Consider the following 15,513-nt stretch of genomic DNA (forward strand, 5'->3'; position numbering starts at 1 on the left):
CCGGGGTCCGCGCTGTCCCGGGCGCGGCGACGGACGGGGGCGGGGGCCGGTGCCGGGACGAAGTAGTCTTGAGTCCATGCCCGAACGCCGTACCGTCGCCCTTGTCACTCTTGGCTGCGCCCGTAACGAGGTGGACTCGGAGGAGCTCGCAGGCCGCTTGGCGGCGGATGGCTGGGAGCTCGTCGAGGACGCCGCCGACGCGGACGTAGCCGTCGTCAACACCTGCGGCTTCGTCGAAGCCGCCAAGAAGGACTCCGTAGACGCCCTGCTGGAAGCCAACGATCTCAAGGATCACGGCCGCACGCAGGCCGTCGTAGCCGTCGGCTGTATGGCCGAGCGCTACGGCAAGGAACTCGCCGAAGCGCTCCCCGAAGCCGACGGAGTCCTCGGTTTCGACGACTACGCCGACATCTCCGACCGCCTCCAGACGATCCTCAACGGCGGCATCCACGCCTCCCACACCCCCCGGGACCGGCGCAAGCTGCTGCCGATCAGCCCGGCCGCCCGCCAGGACACCGACGTCGCCCTGCCCGGGCACGCCCAGGAGCCGGTCGCCGAAGCCCCCGCGGACCTGCCGGACGGGCTCGCGCCCGCCTCCGGGCCGCGCGCGCCCCTGCGCCGCCGCCTCGGCAACAGCCCCGTCGCCTCCGTGAAGCTCGCTTCCGGCTGCGACCGCCGCTGCTCCTTCTGCGCCATCCCGTCCTTCCGCGGCTCCTTCATCTCCCGCCGCCCCAGCGACGTGCTGGGCGAGACGCGCTGGCTCGCGGAGCAGGGCGTCAAGGAGATCATGCTGGTCTCCGAGAACAACACCTCGTACGGCAAGGACCTGGGCGACATCCGCCTGCTGGAGACCCTGCTGCCCGAGCTGGCCGCCGTGGACGGCATCGAGCGCGTCCGCGTCAGCTACCTCCAGCCCGCCGAGATGCGGCCCGGCCTGATCGACGTGCTCACCTCGACCCCCAAGGTCGTCCCGTACTTCGACCTGTCCTTCCAGCACTCCGCGCCCGACGTGCTGCGCGCCATGCGCCGCTTCGGTGACACCGACCGGTTCCTGGAGCTGCTCGACACCATCCGCTCCAAGGCGCCCACGGCCGGCGTGCGGTCCAACTTCATCGTCGGCTTCCCCGGCGAGACGGAAGCGGACTTCGCCGAGCTGGAGCGTTTCCTCACCCACGCCCGCCTCGACGCCATCGGCGTCTTCGGCTACTCGGACGAGGACGGCACCGAAGCCGTCACCTACGAGAACAAGCTGGACGAGGACACCATCGCCGAGCGGCTCGCGCACATGCAGCGGCTGGCGGAGGAGCTGACCTCGCAGCGCGCGGAGGAGCGGATCGGAGAGACCCTGGAGGTACTCGTCGAGACCGTCGTCGCGATGGACGGCGGGCACGACGAGAACGGCGACGACGCGGGTGCCTACGGGCGAGCGGCGCACCAGGCGCCCGAGACCGACGGCCAGGTCGTCTTCACCGACGGCGCGGGCCTGGTGCCCGGGCGGATCGTCACTGCGAAGGTGGTCGGCACGCTGGGCGTGGACCTGGTGGCCGAGCCGCTGGGGATCGGGATCGGGAACCTTGAGGAGGCGGCCGGATGACCGGAGTCCCGGCACCCGCGGCGGGCGGGACCGGCCGCCGGCCGGCGCCCGGCGCGAAGCTGGGGGCGGCGGCCGTCAACCAGGCCAGCCTGTGGAACATCGCCAACATCCTGACGATGATCCGGCTCGTGCTCGTGCCGGGGTTCGTCCTGCTGCTGCTCGCCGACGGAGGCTACGACCCCGTCTGGCGGGCGCTGGCGTGGGGGGCGTTCGCCGTGGCAATGATCACCGACATCTTCGACGGCCACCTGGCCCGGACCTACGACCTGGTCACCGACTTCGGCAAGATCGCCGACCCCATCGCCGACAAGGCGATCATGGGGTCGGCTCTGGTGTGTCTGTCCTGGCTCGGCGACCTGCCCTGGTGGGTCACCGGCGTGATCCTGGGGCGCGAGCTGGGGATCACCCTGCTGCGGTTCTGGGTGATCCGCTACGGGGTGATCCCGGCGAGCCGGGGCGGGAAGCTCAAGACCCTCGCCCAGGGGACGGCGGTCGGCATGTACGTGCTGGCGCTGACCGGGCCGCTGGCGACCTTGCGGTTCTGGGTCATGGCGGTGGCCGTACTTCTCACAGTCGTCACCGGTTTGGACTACATCCGCCAGGCCGTCGTGCTGCGCCGGCAGGGCATCATCGCGGAGCGGACCGCGAGGTGACGCACGCGAGCGCGGGGTCCGCGGGGTCCCCGCAGGGGCCGCAGACGGCGGCGGACGCCGCCGCCACGGCTGCGGAAGTGCTCGGTCTGCTCGCGGAGAGTGACGGGACGCTCGCCGTCGCGGAGTCGCTCACGGGCGGACTGGTCGCCGCCGAGCTGACATCGGTTCCCGGTGCCTCGCGCTCCTTCCGCGGCTCGGTTACGGCGTACGCCACCGAGATCAAAGAGCGGGTGCTCGGCGTCGACGCCGAGCTGCTCGCGGCGCACGGAGCGGTGAACGCGCAGGTCGCGCAGGAGATGGCGGCGGGAGTGCGGCGCCTGCTGGACGCGACCTGGGGGATATCGACCACCGGAGTCGCCGGTCCGGAGCCCCAGGACGGGCAGCCGGTGGGGACGGTTTTCATCGCCGTCGCGGGGCCCGCGGGCAGGAAATCGGCCCGGCTGAGGTTGAACGGCTCACGGGCGGAAATTCGTAGGGAGAGTGTACGGACAGTGCTCGAACTTCTCTCGAGCGAACTCCGCGAGAATCTCCGAAGGCAGGACACGGAACGGAACGGGGGGATTTGATGTTTGCAGCCCTGAGTGAACACGACATCGCTCCCCGCACGGCCGCGGCGCGAGGCGGTACGGTGGGGCGTGAAGGTTACGGCTACACGGTCAGAGGAGGGAGCCACCGATGATTCTGCTCCGTCGCCTGCTGGGTGACGTGCTGCGTCGGCAGCGCCAGCGCCAGGGCCGTACTCTGCGCGAAGTCTCCTCGTCCGCCCGAGTTTCGCTCGGCTATCTCTCCGAGGTGGAGCGGGGGCAGAAGGAGGCATCCTCCGAGCTGCTCTCCGCGATCTGCGACGCGCTGGACGTACGGATGTCCGAGCTGATGCGCGAAGTGAGCGACGAACTGTCGCTCGCCGAACTCGCGCAGTCGGCCGCGGTGAGCGAACCGGTCCCGGCACCGGTGCGCCCGATGCTCAATTCGGTCTCCGTGGCTTCGGTCACGGGTGGCCCGCCGGAGCGGGTGACCATCAAGTCGCCCGTGGAAGCGGTGAACGTCGTCGCCGCTTGATGTTCAGAGCGTGAGTGTGGCCGGAGCCCCGGTCGGCGTGTGATGCGCCGGCCGGGGCTCCGTGCCGTTGCGGACCGCCGGCGCGGTCGGGCGGCTCCGCGGACCGCTTCTGGGTGCGGGCGCGCGGGGGGTGCGGGAGGATGGGGCGAGTCCATCCCGGCCCTGGGAGGCTGCCGTGCGGCGGTTACGGAACCTGTGGATACCCCTGGCCCTGGTCCTGGGCGCGCTGTGGTGGTGGGCGGTGCTCCGGCTCGCGCTGGCGCCCGCGGCCGCCGGGCCGGTCGAGGGGGCGGTGGCCGCGGGCGGCTGGGGGCTGGGGCTGCTGCCGGTGCACTGCGCCCGCCACGGCGCAGCTACCAGGGCATCGCGACGCCGCCGTTCGGACGCAGGATCTGCCCCGTCATGAACGACGAGGCCTCCGAGGCGAGGAAGAGCACCGCCTGCGCGACGTCCTCGGGCTCGCCGACCCGGCGCAGCGGGGACATGCGGACCATCGCCGCCTCCGTCCGCTCCTGGACCTCCCGGCCGTGGCGGGCGGTCATCGGGGTACGGACCCACCCGGGCGCGACCGCGTTGACACGGATGCCGTGCGGGCCCGCCTCGGTCGCCAGGGTCTTGGTCAGCTGGACCACCGCGGCCTTGGCCGCGCTGTAGCAGAGCAGGCCGGGCTGGGCGGCGTCGACCGCTCCGGAGGCCATGGTGACGATCGAACCGGGCCGCCCGGCCGCGATCAGGGCGCGGGCCGCCTCCTGGCAGGTGAACAGGATCCCCTTGAAGTTCACGTTCATCACCCGGTCCAGGTCCTCGTCCCGGGTCTCCAGCACGGTGCTGGTGTGCATGATCCCGGCGACCGCGGCGGTGATGTCCGGTGGTCCGGCGACCTCCACCACGGCGCGCAGGGCGGCGCGGTCGGTGACGTCGAGGACGTGGACGGTGGCGGGCGGGCCCCCGCCCTTGGCCACGAGGGCGGCCGTCTCGTCCAGGCCCCGCGCGTCCAGGTCCACGCAGCGCACGGCCGCGCCCGCCTCGGCGAGGAGCACGGCGGTGGCGCGGCCTATGCCGCCGGCCGCTCCCGTGACCAGCGCGGTGCGGCCGGTGAGGTCGTACGCGGGCAGGGGCGGGGGAGGGGCCGGTGCGGCGGCCGGGGCGGGCACGGGCGGAGGTGCGGGTGCGGGCGCCGGTGCGGCGAGGGGGGCGGCGGGAGCGGGCAGCGGGTGGGGTGAGGACATGCCGGGACCGTACGACCGTATCTGACGGAGCGTCAACTGGTCGGGCCCGATTGGCAGCGCGGGCACCAGTAGGTGGGCCGGCCGTCCTGCGGGGCCTCGCGGATCGGGGTGCCGCAGCGCAGGCAGGGGCGGCGCAGCCGCCCGTACACGAAGAGTTCCTGGCCGCGCCGGGGGCTGCCGGTGGTGTTGCGGGACCGGTCCTTGTTGGCGTCCAGGAGGCGGTGCGCGGCGGCCGCCACGCGCGGCAGGGTGCGCTCCGGTTCGGCCAGGGCGCCGACCGGGGTCCAGGGGGTCACCTGGGCCAGGAAGCACACCTCGGCCTTGAAGATGTTGCCGATCCCGGCGAGGTTGCGCTGGTCGAGCAGGGCCTCGCCGAGGGGGCGGTCCGGGTCGGCGAGCAGGTTGCGGGCGGCGAGCTGCGGATCCCAGTCCGGGCCCAGCAGGTCGGGGCCGAGGTGGCCGACGACGCGGTGCTCGTCGATGGTGCGGAGCAGGTCCAGTACGGGCAGGCGGTAGCCCACGGCCGTTCGCTCCGCCGTGCCGAGGACGGCGCGGATCTCGTACTCGGGGCCGCCGCGCCAGGGGGCGCCGGGCTCGAACACCCGCCAGGAGCCGTCCATCCGCAGGTGGCTGTGCAGGGTGAGGCCGCCCTCGACGCGGTGCAGGAGGTGCTTGCCGCGCGGGACGACGTCCAGGGTGGTGCGGCCGGTGAGGTCGACGGTGGCCAGGCGCGGGACGCGCAGGTCGCTCACGACCAGGGGGTGGCCGGCCAGGGCGGTGCGCAGGCGGTGGGCCGCGCGCCAGATGCTGTCACCTTCGGGCATGGGGCCATTGTGGCCCCGTGCCCGAAGGTGCGCCGGGCGTCGGCGCCGGGCGAATGCGCCGGGCGTCACGGCCGGCTCGCGCCTCACTTCCAGACGAGGCCCTTGCCCAGGGTGAACGGGTCGCCCCAGTATTCGGCGGAGGCGACCTTCGTCTCGGCGGACGGGGCCAGCGCGACCGCGCAGCCCGACATGACCTGCCCGTTGGTGAAGCCCTTGGGCAGGGAGTTGTTCGGGCACTTCTCGAACTTGCCGATGACGGTGAGTTCCTGGGCCTCGCTGTCGTCGCCGAGGTGGCCCTTGATGTGGCCGACCGAGGCGAACGACAGGTCCGTGGTGCCGACGTTCTTGACCTGGTAGCGGATGTAGTACGGAACCATCCCCTTCACCTTGTCGCCGAGCTTGAACGGCGCGAGGTCGGCCGGCTGGCCCTTCTCGATGGCCGTGACGGCGAGCGTGATGGTGCCCTTGGTGCTGCCGGAGGTGAACGGGAACTGCGCCTGCTCGCCGAGGGCGAACTTCTGGCCCGCCGTGGCCGTGGCGCCGCTGCCGCCGGCGGCGGGCGCGCTCGCGGAGGCGCTGGGCGCGGTGCTCGCCCCGGGCTGCTGGGCGGACTGCGACGGCTGGGCGGAAGGCGCGGCCGTCTTCGCCGCGTCCGCCTCCTCGTTGCCGCTCTTGCAGCCGCTCAGGGCCAGGACGGCGACGACCGCCAGGCCCGTGGCCGCCAGGGTGGTTCGGCGCATGCCGGTGGTGCTCACTGTGTCCCCCATGAATGTGACTGTGCATGGTCAATCGGATGATCAGCGAGCAGCGTAAGCGGCCGGGCGGGCCGGATTGCGCCGGCCGCGTCCCAAGACCGTCTCAGCCTGGTACCAGACCCTCCGCTTACGACGGCACACGCCGTGGCCCGCTCACGGCCGCAGCCGCAGCCCCCTCGGGGTCGCGTGGAAGCCCGCGGCCTCCAGGCCCGGGCCCAGCGGCGAGGCCAGCGCCGGGGAGGCGTTGATCCGCTCCACCGTCAGCGGCGCCACCGTGCCGGCCCGGCACGCGGCCGCCAGGACGCCCACCGCCGCCGTCAGCCGTGGATCGTCCACCCCGGGCCACGCCAGCAGGGTCTTGCCGCCCCGCTCCAGATAGAGCGTCAGTTCCCCGTCCACCAGCACCACCAGCGAGCCCGCCTTGCGGCCCGGCTTGTGGGCCGAGCCGGCCGGGGGCTCCGGCCACGGCAGGGCCGCGCCGTACGCGGAGGCCGGATCGGCCGCCGCCAGCACCACCGCCGCCAGCGGGGGCGGGTTCCGCTCGGCGGCCCGCAGCCGGTCCACCGCGCCGTCCATCGCGAACTGGGCCGCCCCCAGCCCCTCCACCACATAGCCGCGCCGGGCCTGCCCGCTGTCCTCGAAGGCCGACAGGATCCGGTAGACCGCGCTGAACCCGCCCTCGACGCCCTCCGCGGCGACCGCCCCCCGCGTCACCACCCCGTGCCGGTCGAGCAGGGTCCGGGCCAGCGCGTGCGCCCGGTGCGTGGGATCGGCCGCGCGGGCGGGCAGCAGCGACCAGCGCCCCGAGACCGTCGGCGGACCGGTCCGCGAGACCTGCGCGCCGAGCGTGCCGTACCGCCCGCGCGGCACCGTCCGCCGGGCGCGGTGGGCGGTCGCGCCCGCCGTCCGGCCCGAACCGAGCAGCGCGCGCAGCGGCGCCAGGCTGTCGTTCGTCAGCCGCCCCGACCAGGCCAGGTCCCACAGGGCCTCGGACAGCTGGACGTCGCTCACCTCGGGCAGCGGGCCGCTCCGCAAGGACTCCGCGATCTGCCGGAAGAACAGGCCGTACCCGCCGGAGAGGGCGTCCAGGACCCCCTGGTGCAGCGGGGACGGATCCAGCGGGTGCGGCGGCGGCAGCAGCAGCGGCGCCGCGTCCGCCAGGTAGAGCGAGACCCAGCCGTCCTTGCCGGGCAGCGCTCCGGCGCCCGCCCAGAGCACCTCGCCGCTGGTCGTCAGCTCGTCCAGCAGCGCGGGGGAGAAGCCGCTGACCCGCGACGGCAGGATCAGCCGCTCCAGCGCCGACGCCGGGACCGGCGCGCCCTGGAGCTGCTCGACCGCCCGGGCCAGGCCGTCGATCCCGCGCAGCGCGCCGCCCAGGTGCTGCCACTGGGGGAGGAAGGTGGCCAGGGCGGTCGGCGGGACCGGTTCCAGCTCCTGGCGCAGCGCGGCCAGCGAGCGGCGGCGCAGCCTGCGCAGCACGGTCGCGTCGCACCACTCCTGGCCGATGCCCGCCGGGTGGAACTCGCCCTGGACCACCCGGCCCGCCGCGGCGAGCCGGTGCAGGGCCCCGTCGGCGGTGGCCGTGCCCAGGCCGAAGCGGGCGGCGACGGCCGCCGTGGTGAAGGGGCCGTGCGTACGGGCGTACCGCGCCAGGAGATCGCCCAGCGGGTCCTTGACCGGCTCGGTGAACGCCTCTGGCACGCCCACCGGCAGCGCGGTCCCCAGCGCGTCCCGCAGCCGCCCCGCGTCCTCGATGGAGGCCCAGTGCTCCGCGCCGCCGATCCGCACCGCGATCACCCGCCGGGCCGTGGCCAGGGACCGCGCCCAGGCCGGCTCGGCGCCCCGCTCGGCCAGCTCCGCCTCCGTGAGGGGGCCCAGCAGCCGCAGCAGGTCGGCCACCGACTCCGCGTCCCGGGCCCGGCGCTCCGCGGTCAGCCACTGCAGCTCCCGCTCCAGCTCGGCCAGTACCTCCGCGTCCAGCAGCTCGCGCAGCTCCGCCTGGCCGAGCAGCTCGGCCAGCAGCCGGGAGTCCAGGGAGAGCGCGGCCGCCCTGCGCTCGGCCAGCGGCGAGTCCCCCTCGTAGAGGAACTGGGCGACGTAACCGAACAGCAGGGAGCGGGCGAAGGGCGAGGGCTCGGCGGTGGTGACCTCCACCAGGCGGACCCGGCGGGACTCGATGTCCCCCATCAGCTCGGTCAGCCCCGGAACGTCGAAGACGTCCTGGAGGCATTCGCGCACCGCCTCCAGGACGATCGGGAACGAACCGAACTCGGAGGCCACCTGGAGGAGTTGCGAGGCCCGCTGACGCTGCTGCCACAGCGGGGTGCGCTTCCCGGGATTGCGCCGCGGCAGCAGCAGGGCGCGCGCCGCGCACTCGCGGAAGCGGGACGCGAACAGCGCCGATCCGCCGACCTGTTCGGTGACGATGCCCTGGACCTCGCCGTGGTCGAAGGTGACGTCGGCCGCGCCCAGCGGGGCCTTCTCGTCGTCGAACTCGAAGGCGGTCGCGGAGCTCGCCGGGGCCGGGTCGTGGTCCAGCAGGTCGAGCGGTTCACCGCCGAGGCCCAACAGGTCGGCGTCCGGCAGGCGCAGCACGATGCCGTCGTCGGCGTGCATGACCTGCGCGTCCATCCCGTAGCGCTCGGCGAGGCGGGCGCTCAGCGCCAGCGCCCACGGCGCGTGCACCTGGGCGCCGAAGGGGGAGTGGACCACCACCCGCCAGTCGCCCAGCTCGTCGCGGAACCGCTCGACCACGATGGTCCGGTCGTCGGGCACGTGCCCGCAGGCCTCGCGCTGCTCGGCGAGGTACGCCAGCACGTTCTGCGCGGCCCAGGCGTCCAGGCCGGCGGCGAGCAGCCGCAGCCGCCCGTCCTCCTCGGACAGGGCGCCGACCTCGCGGACGAACGCGCCCACCGCGCGGCCCAGTTCCAGCGGGCGGCCCAGCTGGTCGCCCTTCCAGAACGGCAGCCGCCCGGGCACCCCGGGCGCCGGGGTCACCAGGACCCGGTCCCGGGTGATGTCCTCGATGCGCCAGGAGGTGGTGCCGAGGGTGAAGACATCGCCCACCCGGGACTCGTAGACCATCTCCTCGTCCAGCTCGCCGACCCGGCCGCCGCCCTTCTTCGGGTCCGAGCCCACCAGGAAGACGCCGAACAGGCCGCGGTCCGGGATGGTGCCCCCGGAGGTGACCGCGAGGCGCTGGGCCCCCGGCCGGCCCGTGACCGTACCCGCCACGCGGTCCCACACCACGCGCGGCCGCAGTTCCGCGAACGCGTCGGAGGGATAGCGCCCGGCCAGCATGTCCAGCACCGCGGTGAACGCCGACTCCGGCAGCGCGGCGAAGGACGCCGCCCGCCGCACCAGGGCGAGCAGGTCGTCCACCTGCCAGGTGTCCATCGAGGTCATGGCGACCAGCTGCTGCGCCAGCACGTCCAGCGGATTGGCGGGGACGCGCAGGGACTCGATGGACCCGCTGCGCATCCGCTCGGTGACCACGGCCGCCTGCACCAGGTCGCCGCGGTACTTCGGGAACACCACGCCGGTGGAGACCGCGCCGACCTGGTGTCCGGCGCGGCCCACGCGCTGGAGGCCGGAGGCCACCGACGGCGGCGACTCCACCTGCACGACCAGGTCCACCGCGCCCATGTCGATGCCCAGTTCGAGACTGGACGTGGCGACGACGGCGGGCAGCCGGCCGGCCTTCAGGTCCTCCTCGACCAGTGCCCGCTGCTCCTTGGACACCGAGCCGTGGTGGGCGCGGGCGAGCAGCGGCGGGGCGCCCTGCGCGGCGCCCGACTGGGCCATGATCTCGGCGGGGGGAGAGCCCGAGGGCAGCGGCTCGCCCATCGCCCGCTCGTAGGCGATCTCGTTGAGCCGGTTGCACAGCCGCTCGGCCAGGCGCCGCGAGTTCGCGAACACGATCGTGGACCGGTGGGCCTGCACGAGGTCCGCGATCCGCTCCTCCACATGCGGCCAGATCGACGGCTTGTCGCCGCCCTCCTTGCCCTCGGTGGCGGGCGAGCCGCCCAGCTCGCCCATGTCCTGCACCGGGACGACCACCGACAGGTCGAACTCCTTGGTCGAGGGCGGCTGGACGATCTCCACCTTGCCGCGCGGGGCCAGATAGCGGGCCACCTCGTCCACCGGCCGGACCGTCGCCGACAGCCCGATCCGGCGGGCCGGGCGGGGCAGCAGTTCGTCGAGCCGCTCCAGGGACAGTGCCAGGTGGGCGCCGCGCTTGGTCGCGGCGACCGCGTGCACCTCGTCGACGATGACCGTCTCGATCCCGGTGAGGGCCTCGCGGGCGGCCGAGGTCAGCATCAGGAACAGGGACTCGGGGGTGGTGATGAGGATGTCCGGCGGGCGGGTCGCCAGCGCCCGGCGCTCCGCGGGCGGGGTGTCACCGGACCGGATCCCGACCCGGATGTCGGGCTCGGGCAGCCCGAGCCGCAGCGACTCCTGCCGGATCCCGGTCAGCGGGCTGCGCAGATTGCGCTCCACGTCCACCGCGAGGGCCTTGAGGGGCGATACGTACAGCACCCGGCAGCGCTTCTTCGGCTCGGCGGGCGGGGGTACGGCCGCCAGCCGGTCCAGCGCGGCGAGGAACGCGGCGAGGGTCTTGCCCGAGCCCGTGGGCGCCACCACGAGGACGTCCGAGCCCTCGCCGATGGCCCGCCAGGCCCCTTCCTGCGCGGCGGTGGGCGTACGGAAGGCCCCCGTGAACCAGGAGCGGGTCGCGGGGGAGAACGAATCGAGCGCGGAGCCGGCCATGCCCCCATCGTGCACCCCGCCACTGACAACGGCCCGGACCTGCGCGAACCCACCCGGAAGGAGGGCGCAGAATGGAGGAATGGCGGCAGCGGAGGGCGGCGCGCGGCGCAGCGCGGGCGGGACCGGCGAGTGGGCCCGGCACTGGCAGTACGCCGAGCTGCCCGGACTGGACCTGCTGCGCGCCCACTACGTGCGCCACACCTTTCCGCGGCACGCGCACGACGGGTACGTGATCGCGGCCGTCACCGGCGGCGTCGAGGAGATAGGGCTGCCCGGCGGGGTCGTGCGGGCGGGCCCGGGCAGCGTGGTCCTGATCAACCCCGAGGTCCCGCACTCCGCGCGCGCCGGGGTACCCGAGGGCTGGGCCTACGCCACCCTCTACCCCTCGCGGGAGCTGATCGCGGAGGTCGCCGAGGACGACGGCGCCCCGCGCGGCACCCCCGGATTCACCCCCGACATGGTCATGGACCCGCGGGCCGCCCGGATGATCGCGGACGTGCACCGGGCGGCCGAGGCGGGCAACCCGCTCGCGGCCGACACGCTGCTGCGGGGCGTGGTGGCGCGGATGCTGCGCCGGCACGCCGGCCCGCTGCCCGCCCGTGCGGCCACCGCCGCGGGGGCCGCCGACGCCGAGCGGGCCCGGGAGGTCCTGGAGGCGCGGATGTGCGAGCCGCCGTCGCTGGAACAGCTCGCGGCGCAGCTCGGCACGAGCCCGTTCGCGCTGCTGCGGGCCTTCCGGGAGCGGTACGGGATGCCGCCGCACACCTGGCTGACGGACGCCCGGGTCCGGCGGGCCCGGCTGCTGCTGGAGGCGGGGACCCCGCCCGCCGAGGCGGCCCTCGCGGTCGGCTTCACGGACCAGCCGCACCTGAACCGGCACTTCACCCGGATCGTGGGGGTGCCGCCGGGGGCGTACCGCCGGGGCCGGGCGGGCGCCGCGTGAGCGCCCGCGGGGCGCGGAGCGTGTCCTGCCGTACCGGGTCCTGCCGTACCGGGTGCCCCGCCGGGGCCGGGCCGCCGGGGCGGGCGCAAGAACGTACAAGACGGGTCGGTGGGCGCCGCCATAGCGTCGCCGGGTGAGAGAGCAGCGGACAGTGGAAGCGGATCCGGCCGGGCCGAGGGCCGACGGCGACGCCCGGGCGGCCGGGCCCGGGGGGCGTGACCGGGGTGACCGTAGGGACCGCAGGGACTGGAGTGACGAGTACGGACCGACCGGCGTGGACGGCCCGAGTGGCCCGGGTGACCCGGGTGGCCAGGACGGACCGGCTCCTGCGGACGGCACGCGCGGCGCGGCCGGCGGGGGCGGCCCGGACGGACCGGGTGACCCGGACGGGCCCGACCGCCGGGCCGGGCGGCGGGCCGTCGTGCGGGACGCGCTCGGCGTCGGGGTGGCCGTGGGGCTGTCCGGCTTCGCCTTCGGCGTGACCGCCGCCGGAGCCGGCATCAGCACCGCGCAGGCCTGCGTGCTGAGCCTGCTGGTCTTCACCGGAGCCTCGCAGTTCGCCCTGGTCGGGGCGCTCGCCGCGGGCGGCAACCCCTTCACGGCCGCCGCCGGGGCCTTCTTCCTCGGGACCCGCAACGCCTTCTACGGGCTGCGGCTGTCCCCGCTCCTGCAGCTGCCTCGCGCCGTGCGCCCGCTCGCCGCGCACTGGGTCATCGACGAGACCACGGCCGTCGCCCTCGCGCAGCGCGGCCGGTCCCACGCCCGCCTCGGCTTCACCGTCACCGGGCTCACCCTCTACCTGCTGTGGAACCTCACCACCCTGCTGGGCGCGCTCGGCGCCGAAGCCATCGGCGACACGAACGCCTGGGGCCTGGACGCGGCCGGGCCCGCCGTCTTCCTCGCGCTGCTCGCGCCGATGCTGCGCACCACCACCGAGCGGGCCGTGGCCCTGCTCGCCCTGGTGCTCGGGCTCGGCTTCCTGCCGGTGCTGCCCGCCGGGGCGCCGGTCCTGGTGGCGGCGCTCGCCGCGCCCGCCGTCCTCTTCCTCACCGGCCGCCGCACGAAGGGACGCCGCTCGTGAACGTCTGGATCGCCATCGGGCTCACCGCCCTCGGCTGCTACGCCGTCAAGCTCGCCGGGCTGCTCGTACCGGCCGGGGTGCTGGAGCGGCCCCTGGTCCGGCGGCTCTCCGCGCTGCTGCCGGTCGCGCTGCTGGCCGCGCTCACCGCGCAGCAGGACCTTCAGCACCGGCTCCGCCCTGGTGGTCGACGCCCGCGCCGCCGGGCTCGTGGGCGCCGGGGTCGCGCTGCTGCTGCGGGCCCCGTTCCTGGTGGTCATCGCCGTCGCCGTCGCCGTCACCGCGGGGGTGCGGGCCCTGGGCGGCTGAGCCCGGCGCGGGCGGCGGGACGGCCGGGGTGCACTCGGCGGGGGCGGGATAATGGACGCATGCGGTTGACGATTTTCTGGGAACGGATGGCGGAGCACTTCGGAGCGGTCTACGCGGAGTCCTTCGCCCGCGACCACGTGATGGCGGAGCTGGGCGGGCGCACGGTGGTCCAGGCGCTGGAAGCGGGCTGGGAAACGAAGGACGTGTGGCGGGCGGTCTGTTCGGCCATGGACGTGCCGGCCTCGCTGCGCTGACCGCGCCGGTCCGCGGCGCCGCCGCCGGTGCGGGAGACTGGTCGGTGTGGCAGCCACTGACCAGTTCGACACCGACCCGACGGATCCGACGCCCCCGCCCGGTGCGCGCCCGCCCGCGGGGTGGCCGGCCGCTTCCGGCGGCGCCGCCCACGAGCGGATGCCGCGCTGGCTGCCGCGCGCGGTGGTCCTCGTCCTCGCGCTGATCGCCTGCTTCCAGCTCGGCAGCTGGGCGTTCCACCAGCTCATCGGGCTGCTCATCAACATCCTGATCGCGTTCTTCCTCGCGCTCGCGATCGAACCGGCGGTGGCCCGGATGGCGGCCCGCGGGATGCGCCGCGGGCTGGCCACCTTCCTGGTCTTCCTCGGGGTCTTCGTCGCGGCCGCCGGTTTCGTCGTCCTGCTCGGCTCGATGCTCGCCGAGCAGATCGTGGCGATGGTGGGCGGTTTCCCCGGCACCCTCGACTCGGTGATCGGCTCGATCAACCGCACCTTCCACACCGACCTGTCCCGCCTGGACATCCAGGACAGCCTGCTGCACTCGGACTGGCTGCAGAAGTACGTGCAGAACAGCGCGTCCGGCGTGCTGGACGTCTCCGCCACGGTGCTCGGCGGGCTCTTCCAACTGCTGACGGTCGGGCTGTTCGCCTTCTACTTCGCCGCCGACGGGCCGCGGCTGCGGCGCGCGCTGTGTTCCGTCCTGCCGCCCGCGAAGCAGTCGGAGGTGCTGCGCGCCTGGGAGATCGCCGTCGCCAAGACCGGCGGCTACCTCTACTCGCGCGGCCTGATGGCGCTGGTCTCCGGGGTCGCGCACTACGTCGTCTTCGTGGTGCTGCACGTGCCGTACGCGCCCGCGCTCGCGGTGTGGGTGGGCCTGGTCTCCCAGTTCATCCCCACCATCGGCACCTACCTGGCGGGCGCGCTGCCGATGCTGCTCGCCTTCACGGTCGACCCCTGGTACGCGCTGTACGTCCTCGGGTTCGTGGTGGTCTACCAGCAGTTCGAGAACTACGTGCTCCAGCCGAAGCTGACCTCGAAGACGGTCGACATCCACCCCGCGGTGGCCTTCGGGTCGGTCATCGCGGGGACGGCCCTGCTCGGCGCGGTCGGCGCGCTGATCGCGATCCCGGCCGTCGCGACACTCCAGGCCTTCCTCGGCGCCTACGTACGGCGGTACGCGGTGGTCGACGAGGAGGGCGAGGGCGAGGACGCCGGGTCCGGCGCGGGACCCGGGCCGTTCGCGGGTGTCACGGGGCGGGCGTCCCGGGCTGCTGCTGCCTGGTCGCGGCGAGTACGGCGTCCACGGCCTCGGTGACGTGCGCCTCGGCGGCGGCCTTGTCGACGCCGAGCCCGCTGAGCACGCCGTCGCCGTCCTCCAGTTCGAGGAGGGCGAGCAGGATGTGCTCGGTGCCGACGTAGTTGTGGCCCAGGCGCAGGGCCTCGCGGAAGCTGAGCTCCAGGGCCTTCTTGGCGTTCGCGTCGAAGGGGATGAGGTCGGGGATCCGGTCCGCGGGAGGCGGCAGGGTGGCGGTGGCGGCGGCCCGTACGGCGTCCGGGTCGATGCCCTGGGCGCTCAGCGCGAGGGCCGCGAGGCCCTCGGGTTCGGCGAGGAGGCCGAGGACGAGGTGCTCGGGGCGGATCTCGGCGCCGCCGGCCGCGCGGGCCTCGCTCTGGGAGGTGACGACGACGTTGCGGGCCCGCGGGGTGAAGCGGGAGAAGCCCTGGCTCGCGTCGAGGTCCCCGTCGCCCTTGGGCACGAAGCGCTTCTGGGCGGCCTGGCGGGTGACGCCCATGCTCCGCCCGATGTCGGTCCAGGAGGCGCCCGAGCGGCGCGCCTGGTCGACGAAGTGGCCGATGAGGTGGTCGGCGACGTCCCCGAGGTGCTCGGCGACGACGACGGCCCCGCTGAGCTGTTCCAGGGCGTCGGGGTGGGTCTGCTTGATGCCCGCGATCAGGTCGTCGAGGCGGACGGGGTTGGTCATGCGTGCGGGGGCCGCGTTCTCTGCGGAGCCCGCCGGAGGGTTCGTCGGGTGCGTCATAGCGCAACC

13 protein-coding genes and 1 pseudogene are annotated in these 15,513 nt (G+C 74.6%); 9 read left to right on the top strand and 5 right to left on the bottom strand.

Translation table 11 applies throughout. The features are described 5' to 3' along the window. The first annotated feature begins 76 nt into the window (after positions 1-76). From rimO to AC0693_RS19770, 4 genes are all read left to right on the top strand, one after another. Complete coding sequence (rimO, locus tag AC0693_RS19755; protein WP_478742240.1) at positions 77-1,594, top strand: 30S ribosomal protein S12 methylthiotransferase RimO; 1,518 nt, start codon at positions 77-79, stop codon at positions 1,592-1,594. Further along, positions 1,591-2,247: a CDP-diacylglycerol--glycerol-3-phosphate 3-phosphatidyltransferase gene (gene pgsA, locus AC0693_RS19760; protein WP_478802415.1), complete on the top strand. Its 657-nt coding sequence runs from the start codon at positions 1,591-1,593 to the stop codon at positions 2,245-2,247. Before rimO ends, pgsA begins: the two co-directional genes overlap by 4 nt. Positions 2,248-2,324: 77 nt before the next feature. Continuing rightward, positions 2,325-2,813, top strand: coding sequence for a CinA family protein (locus tag AC0693_RS19765; protein ID WP_469319013.1), 489 nt, complete (start codon positions 2,325-2,327; stop codon positions 2,811-2,813). Between the two features lie 109 nt (positions 2,814-2,922). After that, the gene (locus tag AC0693_RS19770) at positions 2,923-3,306 is read left to right on the top strand and encodes a helix-turn-helix domain-containing protein (RefSeq protein ID WP_468465111.1); all 384 of its coding nucleotides are present in this window, start codon (positions 2,923-2,925) and stop codon (positions 3,304-3,306) included. 353 nt (positions 3,307-3,659) lie between these two features. Here the strand turns inward: AC0693_RS19770 and AC0693_RS19775 are convergent, their stop codons facing one another. From AC0693_RS19775 to AC0693_RS19790, 4 genes are all read right to left on the bottom strand, one after another. Beyond that, positions 3,660-4,535 carry an SDR family NAD(P)-dependent oxidoreductase gene (locus tag AC0693_RS19775; protein WP_478802416.1) on the bottom strand — a complete coding sequence of 292 codons (876 nt, stop codon included), beginning with the start codon at positions 4,533-4,535 and terminating at the stop codon, positions 3,660-3,662. Between the two features lie 32 nt (positions 4,536-4,567). After that, positions 4,568-5,359, bottom strand: a complete 792-nt coding sequence (locus AC0693_RS19780) for an Fpg/Nei family DNA glycosylase (protein WP_468465107.1) — start codon at positions 5,357-5,359, stop codon at positions 4,568-4,570. A gap of 83 nt (positions 5,360-5,442) precedes the next feature. Continuing rightward, positions 5,443-6,126 carry a hypothetical protein gene (locus AC0693_RS19785; RefSeq protein ID WP_478802417.1) on the bottom strand — a complete coding sequence of 228 codons (684 nt, stop codon included), beginning with the start codon at positions 6,124-6,126 and terminating at the stop codon, positions 5,443-5,445. Between the two features lie 141 nt (positions 6,127-6,267). Beyond that, positions 6,268-10,884, bottom strand: coding sequence for an Lhr family helicase (locus tag AC0693_RS19790; protein WP_478802418.1), 4,617 nt, complete (start codon positions 10,882-10,884; stop codon positions 6,268-6,270). Between the two features lie 79 nt (positions 10,885-10,963). Between AC0693_RS19790 and AC0693_RS19795 the strand changes: the two genes are divergently transcribed. From AC0693_RS19795 to AC0693_RS19815, 5 genes and pseudogenes are all read left to right on the top strand, one after another. Next, complete coding sequence (locus AC0693_RS19795) at positions 10,964-11,827, top strand: AraC family transcriptional regulator (RefSeq protein WP_478802419.1); 864 nt, start codon at positions 10,964-10,966, stop codon at positions 11,825-11,827. A gap of 274 nt (positions 11,828-12,101) precedes the next feature. After that, positions 12,102-12,908 carry an AzlC family ABC transporter permease gene (locus AC0693_RS19800; RefSeq protein ID WP_478802420.1) on the top strand — a complete coding sequence of 269 codons (807 nt, stop codon included), beginning with the start codon at positions 12,102-12,104 and terminating at the stop codon, positions 12,906-12,908. Continuing rightward, a pseudogene (locus AC0693_RS19805) lies at positions 12,905-13,214 on the top strand (AzlD domain-containing protein). The gene AC0693_RS19800 and the pseudogene AC0693_RS19805 overlap by 4 nt, the downstream one beginning before the upstream one ends. Positions 13,215-13,273: 59 nt before the next feature. Continuing rightward, positions 13,274-13,468 carry a DUF3046 domain-containing protein gene (locus AC0693_RS19810; protein WP_478802421.1) on the top strand — a complete coding sequence of 65 codons (195 nt, stop codon included), beginning with the start codon at positions 13,274-13,276 and terminating at the stop codon, positions 13,466-13,468. A gap of 157 nt (positions 13,469-13,625) precedes the next feature. Beyond that, positions 13,626-14,780, top strand: a complete 1,155-nt coding sequence (locus tag AC0693_RS19815) for an AI-2E family transporter (RefSeq protein ID WP_468465146.1) — start codon at positions 13,626-13,628, stop codon at positions 14,778-14,780. On the opposite strand, the gene AC0693_RS19820 is transcribed toward AC0693_RS19815, so the two are convergent. Beyond that, positions 14,713-15,504: a Clp protease N-terminal domain-containing protein gene (locus tag AC0693_RS19820; protein ID WP_468465096.1), complete on the bottom strand. Its 792-nt coding sequence runs from the start codon at positions 15,502-15,504 to the stop codon at positions 14,713-14,715. The two genes, AC0693_RS19815 and AC0693_RS19820, sit on opposite strands and share 68 nt — an antisense overlap. Positions 15,505-15,513 lie beyond the last annotated feature (9 nt).

It is taken from the genome of Streptomyces sp. NPDC043876 (assembly GCF_056435825.1).